A 15,045-nucleotide genomic window follows, 5' to 3' on the forward strand; every position below is an offset into this window, starting at 1 on the left:
AACCGAAGGTATCGAGCAGAAAAGGACGCAAAAATGCGCCACCCGATCTTCCTGACCCTCGCTCTCGGGGGCAGCCTGGCCCTGTCGGCCTGCAATTCCACCGATGGCGACGTCACCCGCGCGATCGACAGCGTGCGCAACGAGCAGGGCGGCATGCGCGACGTCATGCTGACCGTCGCCCAGCCGACCGAGGCGGTGGCCTTCTTCAAGCGCGAGACGGCGGCCGGACCCGACGACGTCGAGGCCCATCGCGGTCTCGCCCAGAGCCTGATCCGCGCCGGTCGCCCGACCGAGGCGATCCTCGTCTGGCGCGACGTCCTCGAGATGGAGGGGGCGACCCATGACGACCGGGTCGATCTGGCCGACGCGCTGATCCGCACCTCGGACTGGACCGAGGCGAAGGCCGTGCTCGACACGATCCCGCCGACCCACGAAACCTTCAAGCGCTACCGCCTCGAGGCCATGGTCGCCGACAGCCAGCAGCAATGGTCGAAATCCGACAGCTTCTACGAGACCGCCGTCGGCCTGACGACGACGCCGGCGGGCGTGCTCAACAACTGGGGCTTCTCGAAACTGACGCGCGGCGACAGCGAGGCGGCCGAACGGCTCTTTACCGAGGCGATCACCTATGACGACGATCTCTTTACCGCGAAGAACAACCTCGTCCTCGCGCGCGCCGCGCGGCGCAGCTACGCCCTGCCCGGCATCCGCATGAACCAGGAACAGCGCGCGCAGCTTCTGCACACCGCCGGCCTCGCCGCGATCAAGCAGGGCGATGTCGATATCGGCCGCAACCTTCTGCAGGACGCGATCGACACCCATCCGCGTCACTTCGAGCCTGCGGTCCGCGCGCTCCAGGCCCTGGACGCCTGACGCGATGGACGGTCTGTCGACCCTGGCCGCGACACCGTTGCAGGGGCTCGTCTTCGGGCTCCTGTCGCTGCCGATCTGCATCTACGTCGCCTATACCGACCTGTCGCAGATGAAGATCCGCAACACCGCCGTGCTGGCGCTGTTCGTGGTCTTCGTCGTCGCCGGGATCTTCGTGATCGCACCGCTCGTCGACTACCTCTGGCGCTTCGTGCATCTGGCCGTGATCCTCGCGGTCGGGTTCCTCCTGACGATGATCCGAGCCGTCGGCGCGGGCGACGCGAAATTCGCCGCGGCCATGGCCCCCTTCATCGCGCTGCCTGACGTGCCCGACGTCCTGATCCTCTTCGCGATCCTGCTGATCGTGACCTGGGTCGGCCACCGCGTCCTGCGGGCCGTCCCCGCGGTTCGGGCCCTCGCGCCGGACTGGCGCAGCTGGTCCGAGAAGAAGGACTTTCCCATGGGGATCACGCTGGCGGCGACGCACCTGGCCTATCTCGGCCTCGCGGCCGTCGGCCCCGGTTAAGACAGTCTCAACGGGCCGGGTGCGACAGTCCCGGCCCCGACGCACGAGAGGACGATGCCATGAACATGCAGGCCGACCCGAGCATCACGGGTGTCCCCGCCCCCGCCCAGCCGAAGACCCTCGCCGATACGGGACTGACGCCGGTGATGCTGCGTGACATCATGCTGAAGACATGCTTTCGCAAATCCGTCGACACAACGCGCGAGATCGCGGCCGCCATCGCGCTGCCGCCGGCCCTGACGCAGCAACTCGTCGACAACGCGCGCGAGGCCGGGCTGATGCAGGCCACCGGCACGATGCATGCCGGCGCCTCCTCCGAGATGGGGTTCACGCTGACCGAGGCGGGCAAGGCCCGCGCGCTCGACGCGCTGACCCAGTCGGAATATTACGGCGCGCTGCCCGTCCCGCTCGAGGCCTACAAGGCGCAGGTCAAGGCGCAGTCGATCAAGAACATCCACATCAACCGCGAGCGGCTGATCGCCGCGATGGGCCATCTGATCCTGCCCGACGGGCTGATCGACCAGCTCGGACCGGCGGTCGGCTCGGGCAAGTCGGTCCTGATGTACGGCCCCCCCGGCAACGGCAAGTCGTCCATCGCCGAGGGGATACGCGCGGCCCTGGGCGATAACATCTGGGTCCCGTCGGCCATCGAATATGCGGGCCAGGTCATCACGGTGTTCGACCCGATCGTCCACACCGCCGTCGAGCAGGTTAACGATGAGAACGCGCTCAGGAAGTCGAACGTGCGCGTCGATCCGCGCTACGTGCTCTGCAACCGGCCGACGGTGATGACCGGCGGCGAACTGGCGCTCAGCATGCTCGATCTCAACTACAATTCGGTCGCGCGCACCTACCAGGCATCGCTGCAGCTCAAATCGTCGGGCGGGGTATTCATCGTCGACGACCTCGGCCGCCAGGAGGAGCCCCCGCAGAAGCTGGTGAACCGCTGGATCGTCCCCATGGAGATGGGCTACGACATCCTCGCGCTGCAATCGGGCGAGAAGTTCGAGGTGCCGTTCGACACGCTCGTGGTCTTCTCGACCAACTTCCATCCCAACAAGATCTTCGACGTCGCGGCGTTGCGCCGGATCTTCTTCAAGGTGCTGATCGACGGCCCAACCCAGGGCGAGTTCCTCAAGATCCTCGCCATGGTCGCCAAGAAGAAGAAATTCGCCCTCGACGAGCAGGCGCTCGTCCACCTTCTGAAGTCGAAATACCCCGAGATCGACAACGTCTACGCGAATTACCACGCGCCCTTCCTGGTCGATCAGATGATCGCGACCTGCAACTTCGAGGGCATGGAATACCGCATGACCCCCGAACTCGTGGACCGCGCCTGGGCCAACCTCTTCGTCGAGGAGGGCGATATCGTCCACTGACGCGCGCCGCCCGCCTGTCGCGCGCGACGCCACAATACCTACCGATTGCCACAATCGACGCTGCACCCTGCCCGAATCCTGCCCGACTGCCTCGTTAATCACGATTCCAACGAACAATACGACAGCACCGGGAGAGACATTCAGATGACCACCACAGCCAAGACCCGCTTCACCCGTATCGTGAACCTGACGGGTATCGCCGTCCCCGGCGCGCTGGTGGCCGGCGTCATCGCTGCCGGATCGACCGTGATGATGGACCTGCGCGGCAACGACATGCGCACGCTCGATGCCGAGACGATCCACTCGGTCGAGTTCATGTCCCAAGCCGCTGACGCCATCGAGACGGCCTGCAATGCCACCGGATGCCTCCCCGAGGACCTGTCCGCCGTCATCTCCGCCGGGGCGGCCGCGATGTCCGAAGGCGATCTTCGCGAGGCGCTGCGCCTGCAGGCCATGACCCTGGCCGAGAATGGGCGCAAGCTCGACGCCCCCGGGACGACCGACGCCGCGCGTGCCACGATCCGCGCCGAGACCGAGGCCGAACTTCTGATCGCGTCGCTCTACCGCGCCGAGCTGCGCCGCCGCTGATCCCCGCACCGCACAGTGCCGATGACGGCCCCGTCCAACAGGGCGGGGCTGTCTGCGTTTTCGGCTCCAAAGTCACCTACATTTCCCGAAATGGCACCAATCCGAACGGTATCGGGCCACATGGGCGCCCGAATCTCCCGTCAGGTTGACCGCCAAGGACGCAGGTCCCCCCCACGCAATCACCGCGAACACAGGACAATGAACATGACCTTCAAGCCCCAGACCTTCCTCTCCGACGACTCCGGCGCCGTGACCGTCGACTGGGTCGTTCTCACCGCCGCTCTCGTCGGTCTCGGCCTCGCCGTCATGGGCGTCGTGTCGACCGGCGTGCAGGACATCTCCGGCGACATCGACGGCCAGCTGAAGTCCGACGACATCATCCAGGTCGCCTTCACGGATGGCGCCGCGAGTTTCGAAGCCGCCGCCGCGGCGCTGGGCCTCGACCCCTCGGCCGAGATCTCGGGCATGACCAACCTGACCAACGAGCAGATCGGCACCGCCGTCGCATCCACCGCCGGTGCCGCCGCGATGAGCCAGGCCGCCCTCGACGATTTCGGCGCCGCCTACGCCGCCTTCGAATCCGGCACCGGCTGGGAGACGACGACCTCCAGCACCGATCCGGTCTCGGGTGTCGTCACCACGACGACGACCGCCAACACCTTCTCCTATGGCGGCCAGACCTACAGCGACATCAACGGTGTCCAGGGCACGGCCGACGCGCTCGGCGCGCAGGCCACCTACGATGCGGGCCGCGCCACGGCCTACCAGAACGAGGCGACCGAGCGCGGCATCTGATCCCCGCTCCGTCGTCGATCGAAAGGGCGTCCCGCGGGGCGCCCTTTCTCTTTGGGTCACGGGGGTTATCTCCGCTCCATGGACCTGCCCCCCGCCCTTTCCGCCTTCTTCGAGCGTCGACACTGGACCCTGCATCCGCACCAACGCGAGATGCTCGACCGAAAGGATGCGCCGAGCCTCCTGCTCATCGCGCCCACCGGCGGCGGCAAGACGCTTGCGGGGTTTCTGCCGACCCTGGTGGAATGCGCGGATGGCCATGACGGTCTCCACACGCTCTACGTCTCGCCCCTGAAGGCGCTCGCCAATGACATCCGCCGCAATCTCGCGACCCCGATCGAGGAGGCGGGCCTGCCCATCCGGGTCGAGGACCGCACCGGCGACACCTCCTACACCAAGCGCCAACGCCAGCGCGCCGACCCGCCCCATGTTCTGTTGACGACGCCCGAATCCCTCGCGCTGATGATCTCCTACCCCGATGCCGCCCGCACCTTCGCGGGCCTGCAACGCGTCATTGTCGACGAGATCCACGCGCTGGCCGACAACAAGCGCGGCGATCAGCTGATGCTCGCCCTTTCGCGGCTCCAGACCTTGGCACCCGGCCTGCGCCGCGTCGGCCTCTCGGCCACCGTCGACGACCCCGGCGTCATCGCGCACTACCTCGCGCGTCATCCCGACCCCTGCCCGATCGTCCAGGCCGATCCCGGCCCGCCCCCCGACATCGCCATCCTCGAGACCGAGGAGGCACCGCCCTGGGCCGGCGCCGGCGGCCGCTACGCCATTCCCGCCGTGCTCGAGCAGGTGCGCGCCCACGACACCACGCTGATCTTCCACAACACCCGCGCCCAGGCCGAGATCTTCTTCCACAACCTCTGGCTCGCCAACGAGGACGACCTGCCCATCGGCATCCACCACGGCGCGCTGGCCAAGGAGGCGCGGCTGCGCGTCGAACAGGCCATGGTCGCGGGCCAGCTCAAGGCCATCGTCGCCACCGGCTCGCTCGATCTCGGGATCGACTGGGGCGACGTCGACCTCGTGATCCAGATCGGCGCGCCCAAGAAGGTCAAGTCCCTCGTCCAGCGCATCGGCCGCGCCAACCACCGCTACAACGCGCCCTCCAAGGCCCGGCTCGTCCCCGCCAACCGCTTCGAGGTGATCGAGTGCCACGCCGCCCTCGAAGCCGTCCGCGCGGGCGAACTGGACGGCGACCTGCGGCTCGACGGGCCGCGCGATGTCCTCTGCCAGCACATCGCATGCGTCGCCTGCGCCGCCGACTTCCACGAGGACACGCTCTTCGCCGAGATCCGCTCCGTCGGTCCGTATTCCACCCTCAGCCGCGCCGCCTTCGATGAATGCCTCGAGTTCGTGGCGACCGGCGGCTACGCGCTTCGCGCTTATGACCGCTACCAACGCCTCAAGGAACGGAGCCCCGGTGTCTGGGGCCTCCGCGACCCGCGCGCGGCGCGCCAGATCCGGATGAACCTCGGGACGATCATCGACACCGACAAGCTCAAGGTCCGCTTCAAGGGGCGTGGCGGCATGCCCCTCGGCGAGATCGAGGAGGGCTTCGCCTCGACCCTATCACCCGGCGATACCTTCCTGATGGGCGGCCAGATCGTCCGCTACGAGAACATGCGCGAGTTGACCGTCGAGGTGTCGCCCCGCCCCAACAAGGAGCCCCGGATCGCGACCTATATCGGCTACAAGTGGACCACGTCGGTCCAGCTGGCCGCCCGCATCCAGGACATGCTCCACGAACAGCGCTTCGACGCGCTGCCCGATCACACGCGCACCTGGCTGGAGCTTCAGGCCGAGGTCTCGACCATGCCCGAACCTGGCCGCCTGCTGGTCGAGCAGTTCCCGCGCGACGGCCGCCATCATGTCTGCATCTACGGCTTCGCGGGCATCAACGCGCACCAGACCCTCGCCCTCCTCGTGACCAAGGGGATGGAGGAGAACGGCCTCGACCCGCTGGGCTTCGTCTCGAACGACTACGCGACGCTGATCTGGGGGCTGGAGCCCGTCGGCGACATCCGCCCCTACCTGCGACACGACGGCGTCCACGCGGCCCTCGAAAGCTGGCTGAACGGCAACGCAGTGATGAAGCGGACCTTCCGCAACGCGGCGATCATCGCGGGCCTGATCGACCGCAATTATCCCGGCAAGCGCTCGACCGGGCGACAGGCCGCTTTCTCGTCGGACATCCTCTACGACACGCTCCACCGCTACGACCCCGACCACCTGATGCTCAAGATCACCGAGGAGGAGGCGATGCGCGGCCATATCGATTTTGGCCGGGTCGAGCTCCTCCTGAACACGGTGGGCGACCGCATCGACCAGGTGAAGCTCGATCGCGTGACGCCCCTGGCCGCGCCGATGTTTCTCGAACGCGGCATCGTGCCGATCAAGGGCCGCGGCGAAGGCAAACTGATGCTCGAGGAGGCCGAGAAGCTGATGGCCGAGGCGGGCCTCTCGCTCGAGTGACGCGACGCCCCGTCCCCTTGCCCTCGCCGCCGTGCCGTGATTCACCGGACAAATGCGGAACGCCCACGCCTTTACCTTCGCCGGCGAACACCTCGTCGCGCGCCCGTCAGGGGCCCTGCACTGGCCCGCGGCGCGCCTTCTGGTGGTCAGCGACCTGCATCTGGGCAAGTCCGAACGCATCGCCCGCCGCTCCGGCATGCTCGTCCCGCCCTACGAGACGATCGACACGCTGACGCGGTTGCAAGACGACATCGCAGCGACGGACCCGGCGGTCGTCATCTCGCTCGGCGACAGCTTCGACGACATGGCGGCGGCGGAGGCGCTGGACCCGTCCGACATCGCGTGGATCGAAGGGTTGATGGCCGGGCGCGACTGGACCTGGATCACCGGCAACCACGACCCCGCGCCCACTGGCCTCGGCGGTCACGCGGCCGAGGGTGTGACCTGCGGCCCCCTGACCTTCCGCCACATCGCCACCGAGCATGGACGCCACGAGGTGTCGGGCCATTACCATCCGAAGGCCGCGCTCTGTGTGAAGGGGCGCAACATCTCGCGGCCTTGCTTTCTCCATGACGGCAACCGCCTCATCATGCCGGCCTACGGGACCTATACCGGCGGGCTGCGCTCCCGCGACCGGGCCTTGACCGACCTGATGGGTGCACAGGCCCGGGCGATCCTCGCGGGGTCGCCCATGGTCGAGATCCCGATGCCGCGCTAGGCTCGCCCGATGATCCGCGCCCTCGCCCTCGCCCTGACCCTCACGGGATGCGCCGCCGCGGTGGCACCCCTCCTGCCGTCCTATCGCGACACCACGGTCGCTATCGCGTCAAAAGCCGATTTCGACCCGGCCCGCTTCGCCGGCCTATGGCACGAGGTCGCGCGCTTTCCCGTCGCCTTCCAGTCCGACTGCCCCCGCGCGACGGCGGAGTACGCCGCGCCCACCGGCGACCGGTTGCGCCTGCGCAACACCTGCCGGACGCCGGACGGCACGGCCATCCGCGCCATCACCGGCGATGCGACCGTGATCGGGCCCGGCCGCCTGCGGGTCGAGCTTTCGGGCGTGCCCTTCGCCGCACCGCTCTGGGTTCTCTGGACTGACGCGGATTACCGCACGGCCGTGCTGGGTCAGCCCAACGGGCGCGCGGGCTGGATCCTGAACCGCGATCCGGCCATTCCCGAGGACCGTTTGCGCTCCGCGCTGACCGTGCTCGACTTCAACGGCTACGACACGACGCAACTGCGCTACGCACCCCCGAATCGTTTGCGTTAATTTTGAATCGTTTGCGATTTTCTTCGCCCGATTCGCGAATCGGTATTTGACGCGCGAATCACCCATGGGGTAGAACATCCCTACCAGCCCGGAAGTGGCGGGAAACATAACAATATGAATACGTTGGGACAGGCGGTCATGTCGGGGACATGTGCTGGGGCACAGGTCATATCCACCGTACAGGCGCGGGTGGACGGAGCTTTTCCGTCCGCCCGCAACCCGTTTCCGAAAGGTGCATCCTTTCGCTGGTTCGGCCCGCCCCTGCGGCTCGACGGCGACCGATCCGCGCTCCTTTTGCCACAGGCGACCGGGCTCGCCGAACTCCGCACCCACCTTCCGGCCGCCATCGCCAAGCTCTCGCGTTCCCGCGGTGATGCGACGGCGCCGGCTGTCCAACTCGACCCCTGGGACGATCCCGAGGCGTTGATCCTCTCGGATGGCGACCAACATTGGTCCGCCCACCTGATCGAGACCGCGTCGGGCGACACCCTTCTACATTTTGCGGACGACCTCCCGCCGCCGAACACCGAACTCCGCGTGACGCAGACGCCCGTCCTGCGCGTCCCCGCCCCGGCCCGCGATCCGATCTGCTTCACCGAAGGCACGATCATCGACACCGAGGACGGCCCCCGCCCGATCGAGGCGCTCTATCCCGGCGACCGCGTCCTCACCCGCGACGACGGCCCGCAAGAGATCCTCTGGATGGGTCTTCGCCGGATTTCCGGCGCGCGGCTCTATGCCATGCCGTCGCTGCGCCCGATCCGCATCCGCGCGGGCATGCTCGGGGCGGATCATGGCGCGGACCTCCTCGTCTCGCCCGGGCATCAGCTGCTCGTGGACGGCCGGAAGCCCCGCGCGCTCTGGGGCGAGGCGGAGGTGCTCGTGCGGGCGCGCGACCTCGTGGATCATGTCGCCATCCTGCCGGAACGCGGCCGGCGCGAGGTGATCTATGTCCATCTCCTATTTGCGCGCCACCAGGTGATCTACGCCAACGGCGCCCCGACCGAGAGCTTCCACCCCGCCGAGGCGGACCTCGAGCACCTGAACCCCGTCGAACGCGAGGAACTTGCCGAGATCTGTGCGCCCGAGGCCTACGGCCCCGCCGCGCGCCGCGTCCTGACCCCGGCCGACGCCGCGATCCTGCGGCATGACGGAGCGCCGCGGCACCTTTCTTGACACCCTGAGCGGCGCGTCATAAAGCGCGGCTTCCATTGGTGTTGGTGGCCCCCGCGAGGGGATGCCTGTCAGGCTTCGGCCAGAGGACAACGCCCTTCATAGCGCCCCACCGGGCGCGCTCTATCGAAGGAGATCAGCCGTGACCAAACGCACGTCTGCCAAGTACAAGCTCGACCGCCGCATGGGCGAGAACATCTGGGGTCGCTCGAAGTCCCCGGTCAACCGCCGCGAATACGGCCCGGGCCAGCACGGTCAGCGCCGCAAGGGCAAGCTGTCCGATTTCGGCCTGCAGCTTCGCGCCAAGCAGAAGCTCAAGGGCTATTACGGCGACCTGACCGAGAAGCAGTTCAAGCGCATCTTCGCCGAAGCCGCGCGCGTCAAGGGCGACACCGGCGAGAACCTGATCGGCCTGCTCGAGCGTCGTCTCGACGCCGTCGTCTACCGCGCCAAGTTCGTGCCCACCGTCTTCGCCGCCCGCCAGTTCGTGAACCACGGCCACGTCCTCGTGAACGGCAAGCGCGTCAACATCCCGTCCTACCGCGTCAAGGAAGGCGACGTCGTCTCGGTCCGCGACAAGTCCAAGCAGCTGGCGCTCGTCCTCGAAGCCACGCAGCTGGCCGAGCGTGACGTGCCCGACTACCTCGATGCCGACCACGGCAAGCTCACCGCGACGTTCGTTCGCACGCCGGGCCTCGGCGATGTGCCCTACCCGGTGATGATGGAGCCGAACCTCGTCATCGAATACTACGCCCAGAACTGATCCGCCGCGGGGCCCCGCCCCGTCGCGCATATCGGCAAGCAAAGGACGCGCCCCCAGGGGCGCGTTTTCTTTTTGCGCGGCGCCTCGGACTCGGTGCATCGTGGTCACGCCCTGGCGCGGTACGGGAGGTATGGATGGAGGACAGCGGCGGCACGCTGAACGGGTTGATCGACGCGGTCGACACCTTCGCCGCCGCGACCGATGGCGACGACGCGTGGCTGCGCGCCGTGGCGTTGGTCGAAGACGAAGATGCAAATGCCCTGAACATGGTCGAATGCATGGCCGACGGGACCCCGGTCTGGTTCCGCAGCTCGATGTCGGAGGCTTGGCTCAAGGACTATTTCGACCAGACATTTCAGCAGATCGACCCGCTCCTGCTGGGGGCCTGCCGCGGCGGACGGGTCCTGCGGATGACCGATGGCCGTATCGACGGTATCACCGGCGACACGGCACCCGAGAGGGCGATGTCCGACCAGATCGTCCGCTGGGACTACCGCATCATCGACTTCTGCGCCTACACGGCCCCCGAACCGGGCAGCTTCAAGGCCATTTCCATCGCGAGGGCCGCGGATGCCCCCGCGCCGGACCGTCGGGCACAGCTTCGTGCCGCCGTCATCGCCGCCGCGATCGGCCCGCCCGAGACGCGCGACAGCCCCGGCGCCACGCCGATGATGGACCCCGCGCTCAGCACCCGCGAGCGCGACGTGCTGCGCTATCTCGCCGCCGGGCATCGCAACGACGCGATCGCGTTCCGCATGAAGATCGCCGAGGTCACCGTCCGCGCCCACGCCGCGCAAGCCCGCCGCAAGCTCGGCGCCGCCACCCGAGAACAGGCCATCGCGCTGGCCATCCGCTCGGGTCAGCTTCGGCTCTGAAGCTATCGGTTTCGATAGGTTTTCACCCCGGCCCTCCCCTTCGATGATCGCCGCAGAACGACCCGTCCGAGGTCGGCAGATCACGAAGGGAATACGATGAAACTGATATCCATGCTCGCGGGGGCAGGCCTCCTCCTGGCCGGTTGTGTCGAAACCGACGCGGGCTCCGACGGCTTCGTCCGCGTCACGGACGAAGCCGCCTTCCGGGCCGCCGTCGTCGGGCGCGATCTCGTCGCAGCGAATGGCGGCAACGGCAACTTCTTCCGCCTGAACGCGGACGGGTCGGTCTCGGGCAACTATGGCCGCGGCGCCCTCCAGGGCTCCTGGAGCTTCGAGGACGGCTATTGGTGCCGGACCTGGACGGCAGGCCTGAAACCGGAATCGCTCGGCAGCGACTGCCAGCTTGCAGAGCTTGCACCCGGCCAGGTCGCGCTGACGCGCAACCGGGGCGAGGGCAACCGCGGCGTCTTCGACATCCGCTAGCCATCGAACCTTCGATCGCCCGGCGGCTATGCCAGCCTCCAGGTTCTCCAAGCGCCCGCGAGACCCACGCGGTGACGTGCGTAACGAGTGCGGGACCGTCTCCCAACGGGGGGCGGTTCATTTTCGTGTCGCGTTCGATCCTCAGCGCGGCGGCGGCTCCATCATGAACCGCGCGCACCATTCCGACAGCGACGACAGGAACGCCGTATCCGGGGCAGAGGTCGATGGTGCCTCGAATTCCGGCAAATCCGAGAGCATCGCGCGGATCAACGGTCCATCCCCGCCCGCCATTCCCCGCTCGGCCAGACGGTGGAGTGCCGCGGGCACGCCCAGCACCTCTTCGGGATGGCTGTAGAAGGCCGCGAAGGGCGAGGCCCGCAGCGCTTCTACCAGGTCCGACAGCGCGGCGGGTTCGACGTCCTGATCGAGGCGCACGAGCCGCGTCATCGCACGGCCACGCACCACCGTCTGCGTCGTCGCGAGGATGAAGCTGACGGCGAGGGTCAGGACGACCATCCCGGTGATCCCCACCAGCACGCCTACAGCGTTCCAGACCGTATCCGTCGGCGCCGTCGTCGCCCCGCCCAGCGTCGACAGGAGATGGCCGACATGGGCCCAGATATCCACCAGACCCGCCGCCGCGTCCGGGGACGCATCCTCGACAGTCACGGCGGGTCCGCCCGAAAGGTAGATCAGCGTCCACGCCGCCGAGAATCCGACGATCCAGAACAGGCCGACCCCCGCCATGACCGCCGTTCCCGCGACGGCCTGCACCATGTCGGCGGCCCGCCCCGGCGCCAGCGCGCCATGCAGCGCGCGCAGGCCCCCGAAGACCCTGCGCGCCACAAGGCCCGAAAGGATCGGCCGGGCGATCGCGCCGATCGTCGTCAGGAGGAAATCGCAGAGCAGCCCGAGAAGAAGGAGCGTTCCGGCGACGAAGGCGAGGATCCCGAGCATCCCCAGCCCCTACCCCATCCCGCACGTCATTCCGACCCGGTATCGGTTTCCATCTACGGGCGCGGGTCCTATGTCTCGGCCTGCGACCAGAGGAGCCATCGAGATGCCAAGCGACCATCCCATTCACGCGCGGATCGACGGCGCCATCGTCATGATCGGCTTCGGCTCCATCGGTCGCGGGACCCTGCCCCTGATCGAACGTCATTTCGACTACGACCGCTCCCGCCTCCTCGTCATCGAGCCCGCCGAGGCCGGATGCGCCGAACTCGCCGCGCGCGGCATCGCGCATCGGCAGGTCGCGCTGACGCCCGACAATTACCGCGAGGTGCTGGGCGATGTCCTGACGCCGGGCGCGGGCTTCTGCGTCAACCTCTCGGTCGACACCTCCTCGCTCGACCTGATGCGCTTCTGCCGCGAGATCGGCGTGCCTTATATCGACACGGTCGTGGAGCCTTGGGCGGGCTTCTATTTCGACGACCTCGAGAATGCCGAGCGGACGAATTACGCGCTTCGCCAGAAGGTCCGCGACGAGAAGGCCGCGAACCCGGGCGGGACGACCGCGGTGTCGTGCTGCGGCGCCAATCCGGGGATGGTGTCGTGGTTCGTGAAGGCGGCGCTGTTGCGGCTGGCCGAGGATACCGGAGCGGACGCCACGGCACCCGCCGACCGGGCGGGCTGGGCGCGGCTGATGCATGCGCTGGGCGTCAAAGGCGTCCATATCGCCGAGCGCGACACCCAGGCCCGCGCGGCCCCGCGGCCCCGTGACACCTTCGTCAACACCTGGTCGGTCGAGGGCTTCATCGCCGAAGGCTTCCAGCCCGCCGAGCTGGGCTGGGGCACGCACGAGACTTGGTTCCCCGAAAACGCCCGCCGCCATGGCACAGGCTCGCAGGCGGCGATCTGGCTGAACCGGCCCGGCGCGATCACACGCGTCCACAGCTGGTGCCCCACGCCGGGCCCGCAATTCGGCTTCCTCGTCACCCATAACGAGGCGATCAGCATCGCCGATTACTACACCGTCGGGTCGGGCGCCGCGCCCGAGTTCCGCCCGACCTGCCATTACGCCTACCACCCCTGCGACGACGCGGTGCTGAGCCTGCACGAGATGTTCGGCGCGGGCCGCCAGCAGCAGGTCCACCACATCCTCTCGGAGGACGAGATCGTCACCGGGATCGACGAGCTGGGCGTCCTCCTCTTTGGGCACGCCAAGAACGCCCTCTGGTACGGTTCGCGACTGTCGAACGAGGAGACGAAGCGCCTTGCCCCGGACCAGAACGCCACCGGCCTTCAGGTCACCTCCGCCGTCCTCGCCGGGATGGTCTGGGCGCTCGAGAACCCGAATGCCGGGATCGTCGAGACCGACGAGATGGACCACGCCCGCTGTCTCGCGATCCAGACCCCGTATCTCGGCCCGGTCGAGGCCCACTACACCAACTGGACCCCCCTTCAGGACCGCTGGCAGCATTTCCCCGAGGATATCGACGAAAGCGACCCGTGGCAGTTTCGGAACGTGCTGGCGAGTTGAGGGGACTCTGCGGACGAAGCGGTCGTTTGCCCTTTGCGCTTCGATGGCTGCTCGCAGCCCAAAGCGGACGATTATTGTGGTGGATCAAAGACCAACGGAAATTCCGGCTCGCCGATCAAGCTCACAAAGTCGACTGAGTCCTGAAGATAGCGAAAACCCCAAGGGCTAAGGGTCAACAGACCTTCTGTCTTGGCATCATGCTCTCGCGCATCCCATAAATTCTGAGCTTCGATGTCTTTGACAAGCTCGGCAAACCTTTCCTGACTTAGATCGACTTCAGCCGGATCAAAACCGTGATCAGCAAACCCTATGCTATAGGGATCGCCAGCACCGTTCTCCCGAAACACAGCCAGAACGCGGCCCCCCAGATACTTGTTGATAGCCTCCTGCGCCAGATACTCGGGTGATGTCATAGGACCAGGCGAAGAGCAGCTAATCGAGAATGCACCAGTCTCAGGATCGTAACCGACCGTGGTTGGCATCGGTGGGTTCGCGCTGAAGCGGCCAATGATCTCGCGCGGCGGATGAAAAGACTGAATGGCCGACCGGCGCAGCTCTTGGAGCGTTTGAAAGAAGGCCACTCCAATCCCCACCAAATCAGACACTTCTCCATAGTCCAGCCGTGTTGCATACCCGCCATTTCTTTTGCGCAGGCGCAAACCGTCATCCCACAGAACGTAATCGGCGTGGCAGACTCCGTTGCGCACATCGTCGCGAAAGACATTCTCAAGAGCCTGGGATAGCCCCGTCATTCCAATCTTGTGCGCATGCGCCGCGAGGTTTCGAAATGTGGCGTTAGCGTTGGGGCCGATAACACGCTTCGGGTTTTGCCTTACACGAACTAGGTCTTGAAAAGGCCAAAGATTGTACGGCGCGCTTCCAACAATGCCCATCATGTTCTTTAGGGTTTCGTAGACGCCACCGGCCTCAGATAGCTGGCTATAGAGCAACAGAATTATTCGCATGTCTGCGAAGGATTCCACACGCCCCGTTGCCAGCCGTTCTGACAACTCGTCGAACACCTGCTCAGCGGTGATCGTTGTTGACCACCCGGCATCCTGCGCGCCCCTGAACTCACCGCTAAGCGAACCGGCAAAATCTAGTTCACTCATCCGACGAACGAACTTGAACAGAAGCCCAATTTGACAGGCTGTGTCATTGATAACGGCGGTTAGATCACTCATTGCGGTATGCTGCTCTTTGGTTCTCAAAGTCCTACGAAAGGGTAGCGTGGAGTACAAGAAACACTCGAATATGCGCTTCCGCCGTGTGGCAGTTCAACATTTCTCGCGAGTTCTCTTCTGCTTTGTTGTACGATCAATTGAGGTTCAATGACTTTGCAACTTTGCAGTGTCTGCTA

The 15,045-nt window shown here is 66.6% G+C and carries 15 protein-coding genes; 13 read left to right on the forward strand and 2 right to left on the reverse strand.

What is annotated here, in order from left to right:
• The first annotated feature begins 33 nt into the window (after window positions 1–33).
• The 12 genes from ACK8OR_RS14590 to ACK8OR_RS14645 all read left to right on the forward strand — a co-directional run bounded on the left by ACK8OR_RS14590 (window position 34) and on the right by ACK8OR_RS14645 (window position 11,203).
• Window positions 34–873 (forward strand): tetratricopeptide repeat protein, encoded by an 840-nt coding sequence (locus ACK8OR_RS14590; RefSeq protein ID WP_298430156.1) that lies wholly within the window; start codon window positions 34–36, stop codon window positions 871–873.
• A gap of 4 nt (window positions 874–877) precedes the next feature.
• Window positions 878–1,396 carry a prepilin peptidase gene (locus ACK8OR_RS14595; RefSeq protein WP_410190137.1) on the forward strand — a complete coding sequence of 173 codons (519 nt, stop codon included), beginning with the start codon at window positions 878–880 and terminating at the stop codon, window positions 1,394–1,396.
• A 59-nt stretch (window positions 1,397–1,455) separates the two neighbouring features.
• Window positions 1,456–2,775, forward strand: a complete 1,320-nt coding sequence (locus ACK8OR_RS14600) for an ATPase (protein WP_410190138.1) — start codon at window positions 1,456–1,458, stop codon at window positions 2,773–2,775.
• A 144-nt stretch (window positions 2,776–2,919) separates the two neighbouring features.
• Window positions 2,920–3,363: a hypothetical protein gene (locus tag ACK8OR_RS14605; RefSeq protein WP_410190139.1), complete on the forward strand. Its 444-nt coding sequence runs from the start codon at window positions 2,920–2,922 to the stop codon at window positions 3,361–3,363.
• A 204-nt stretch (window positions 3,364–3,567) separates the two neighbouring features.
• The gene (locus ACK8OR_RS14610; RefSeq protein WP_410190140.1) at window positions 3,568–4,158 is read left to right on the forward strand and encodes a hypothetical protein; all 591 of its coding nucleotides are present in this window, start codon (window positions 3,568–3,570) and stop codon (window positions 4,156–4,158) included.
• 78 nt (window positions 4,159–4,236) lie between these two features.
• Entirely contained in the window at window positions 4,237–6,639 is a 2,403-nt protein-coding gene (locus ACK8OR_RS14615; RefSeq protein WP_410190141.1) for a ligase-associated DNA damage response DEXH box helicase, read from the forward strand.
• 52 nt (window positions 6,640–6,691) lie between these two features.
• Window positions 6,692–7,357 (forward strand): ligase-associated DNA damage response endonuclease PdeM, encoded by a 666-nt coding sequence (pdeM, locus tag ACK8OR_RS14620; RefSeq protein WP_410190142.1) that lies wholly within the window; start codon window positions 6,692–6,694, stop codon window positions 7,355–7,357.
• Window positions 7,358–7,366: 9 nt separating this feature from the next.
• Window positions 7,367–7,909 carry a lipocalin family protein gene (locus ACK8OR_RS14625; protein WP_410190143.1) on the forward strand — a complete coding sequence of 181 codons (543 nt, stop codon included), beginning with the start codon at window positions 7,367–7,369 and terminating at the stop codon, window positions 7,907–7,909.
• A gap of 138 nt (window positions 7,910–8,047) precedes the next feature.
• Window positions 8,048–9,085, forward strand: a complete 1,038-nt coding sequence (locus tag ACK8OR_RS14630; RefSeq protein WP_410190144.1) for a Hint domain-containing protein — start codon at window positions 8,048–8,050, stop codon at window positions 9,083–9,085.
• A 139-nt stretch (window positions 9,086–9,224) separates the two neighbouring features.
• A complete protein-coding gene (rpsD, locus tag ACK8OR_RS14635; RefSeq protein ID WP_298430139.1) occupies window positions 9,225–9,845 on the forward strand; it encodes a 30S ribosomal protein S4 in 621 nt (206 codons plus the stop codon).
• Between the two features lie 134 nt (window positions 9,846–9,979).
• Window positions 9,980–10,720, forward strand: coding sequence for a helix-turn-helix transcriptional regulator (locus ACK8OR_RS14640; RefSeq protein ID WP_410190145.1), 741 nt, complete (start codon window positions 9,980–9,982; stop codon window positions 10,718–10,720).
• A gap of 96 nt (window positions 10,721–10,816) precedes the next feature.
• Window positions 10,817–11,203: a hypothetical protein gene (locus ACK8OR_RS14645; protein ID WP_410190146.1), complete on the forward strand. Its 387-nt coding sequence runs from the start codon at window positions 10,817–10,819 to the stop codon at window positions 11,201–11,203.
• A gap of 141 nt (window positions 11,204–11,344) precedes the next feature.
• Here the strand turns inward: ACK8OR_RS14645 and ACK8OR_RS14650 are convergent, their stop codons facing one another.
• On the reverse strand, window positions 11,345–12,160 hold the full coding sequence (locus ACK8OR_RS14650; protein ID WP_410190147.1) for a hypothetical protein: 816 nt from the start codon (window positions 12,158–12,160) through the stop codon (window positions 11,345–11,347).
• A gap of 103 nt (window positions 12,161–12,263) precedes the next feature.
• Between ACK8OR_RS14650 and ACK8OR_RS14655 the strand changes: the two genes are divergently transcribed.
• Window positions 12,264–13,685, forward strand: coding sequence for a homospermidine synthase (locus ACK8OR_RS14655; protein WP_410190148.1), 1,422 nt, complete (start codon window positions 12,264–12,266; stop codon window positions 13,683–13,685).
• Window positions 13,686–13,756: 71 nt separating this feature from the next.
• Here the strand turns inward: ACK8OR_RS14655 and ACK8OR_RS14660 are convergent, their stop codons facing one another.
• Window positions 13,757–14,869: a hypothetical protein gene (locus ACK8OR_RS14660; protein WP_410190149.1), complete on the reverse strand. Its 1,113-nt coding sequence runs from the start codon at window positions 14,867–14,869 to the stop codon at window positions 13,757–13,759.
• Window positions 14,870–15,045: the final 176 nt, after the last annotated feature.

Source organism: Jannaschia halovivens (assembly GCF_046452375.1).
GTDB classification, from domain to species: Bacteria; Pseudomonadota; Alphaproteobacteria; order Rhodobacterales; family Rhodobacteraceae; genus Jannaschia; species Jannaschia halovivens.

What these genes read in the sequence shown, in the direction of transcription:
- ACK8OR_RS14640 (WP_410190145.1), top strand. Translation starts at nt 9,980, where the DNA reads ATGGAGGACAGCGGCGGCACGCTGAACGGGTTGATCGACGCGGTCGAC.
- ACK8OR_RS14625 (WP_410190143.1), top strand. Translation starts at nt 7,367, where the DNA reads ATGATCCGCGCCCTCGCCCTCGCCCTGACCCTCACGGGATGCGCCGCC.
- ACK8OR_RS14660 (WP_410190149.1), bottom strand. Translation starts at nt 14,869, where the DNA reads ATGAGTGATCTAACCGCCGTTATCAATGACACAGCCTGTCAAATTGGG.
- ACK8OR_RS14645 (WP_410190146.1), top strand. Translation starts at nt 10,817, where the DNA reads ATGAAACTGATATCCATGCTCGCGGGGGCAGGCCTCCTCCTGGCCGGT.
- ACK8OR_RS14590 (WP_298430156.1), top strand. Translation starts at nt 34, where the DNA reads ATGCGCCACCCGATCTTCCTGACCCTCGCTCTCGGGGGCAGCCTGGCC.
- pdeM (WP_410190142.1), top strand. Translation starts at nt 6,692, where the DNA reads ATGCGGAACGCCCACGCCTTTACCTTCGCCGGCGAACACCTCGTCGCG.
- ACK8OR_RS14610 (WP_410190140.1), top strand. Translation starts at nt 3,568, where the DNA reads ATGACCTTCAAGCCCCAGACCTTCCTCTCCGACGACTCCGGCGCCGTG.
- ACK8OR_RS14630 (WP_410190144.1), top strand. Translation starts at nt 8,048, where the DNA reads ATGTCGGGGACATGTGCTGGGGCACAGGTCATATCCACCGTACAGGCG.
- ACK8OR_RS14600 (WP_410190138.1), top strand. Translation starts at nt 1,456, where the DNA reads ATGAACATGCAGGCCGACCCGAGCATCACGGGTGTCCCCGCCCCCGCC.
- ACK8OR_RS14605 (WP_410190139.1), top strand. Translation starts at nt 2,920, where the DNA reads ATGACCACCACAGCCAAGACCCGCTTCACCCGTATCGTGAACCTGACG.
- ACK8OR_RS14615 (WP_410190141.1), top strand. Translation starts at nt 4,237, where the DNA reads ATGGACCTGCCCCCCGCCCTTTCCGCCTTCTTCGAGCGTCGACACTGG.
- ACK8OR_RS14595 (WP_410190137.1), top strand. Translation starts at nt 878, where the DNA reads ATGGACGGTCTGTCGACCCTGGCCGCGACACCGTTGCAGGGGCTCGTC.
- ACK8OR_RS14650 (WP_410190147.1), bottom strand. Translation starts at nt 12,160, where the DNA reads ATGCTCGGGATCCTCGCCTTCGTCGCCGGAACGCTCCTTCTTCTCGGG.
- ACK8OR_RS14655 (WP_410190148.1), top strand. Translation starts at nt 12,264, where the DNA reads ATGCCAAGCGACCATCCCATTCACGCGCGGATCGACGGCGCCATCGTC.